At 51.4% G+C, this 1016-nt stretch carries 1 protein-coding gene; it reads left to right on the top strand.

What is annotated here, in order from left to right; genetic code table 11:
- The coding region (locus R7Z50_RS24950; RefSeq protein ID WP_318149411.1) for a magnesium transporter at positions 1–1016 on the top strand (1016 nt) is incomplete at both ends.

Genomic DNA, 1016 nt, shown 5'->3' with positions numbered 1-1016 from the left:
CAAAAATGGCTCCCGAAGACCTTGCAGAGGCGACGGAAGGCATGGATACCGATGACGTTGCGTACGTCCTACGTAGCTTGCCAGATGATCTTTCTCGTGAAGTTCTCTCCCAAATGGATTCAGCAGATCGTGCTCGCGTCGAGACGGCACTGTCTTATCCTGAAGACACCGCTGGTGGGTTGATGAACACCGACGTTATCACGATTCGTGGTGACGTTGATGTCGACGTAGTCCTGCGTTATCTGCGTATGAAGGGCGAGTTGCCTGAAGCCACCGATGCGCTCTACGTGATTGATGACGAAAGCAAACTGATTGGCGAACTCCCAATCACGACACTTATCACGACCCAACCCGACGTAAAAATTATCGACGTCATGGAAGATGCTGACGATGCGATTACCGTTGATACCAGTGACTCAGACGTTGCTAGCCTGTTTGAACGTCGTAATTGGGTGTCCGCGCCCGTAGTGGATGAAAACCAGCACCTTGTCGGTCGTATCACCATCGATGACGTGGTTGACGTTATTCGTGAAGATGCCGAACACTCAATGATGAGTATGGCGGGTATGGACGATGACGAAGATACCTTCGCTCCCGTCTTCAAATCCGCGCGTAAACGAAGTGTTTGGCTCGGAGCCAATGTCCTAGCTGCATTAGCGGCTGCTTCGGTTTCCAACATGTTTGAAGCCACGCTGGACCAAATGGCGGCAATTGCGGTCTTGATGACCATCGTGCCATCCATGGGTGGTGTTGCAGGTAACCAAACCGTTGCACTGGTTATTCGTGGCCTTGCTTTAGGTCATATCGGTGATTCGAACAAACGTGAACTATTGATGAAAGAAGCCGCAATCGGTTTGCTTAACGGCATCATGTGGGCGTTGATCATCGGTGGTATCGTTGTGGTTTGGAAAGGCAACTGGATGCTCGGAGGTATCAACTCTGCCGCCATGTTGACCAACCTGTTCGTCGCCGGGGTTGCAGGGGTAACCATCCCTGTCCTTCTGAAGAAGATGAAT

Source organism: Vibrio sp. 1249-1, from assembly GCF_033340495.1.
The sequence above is the reverse complement of the archived record's forward strand: the minus strand, read 5'-3'. Positions and strand labels throughout refer to the sequence as shown.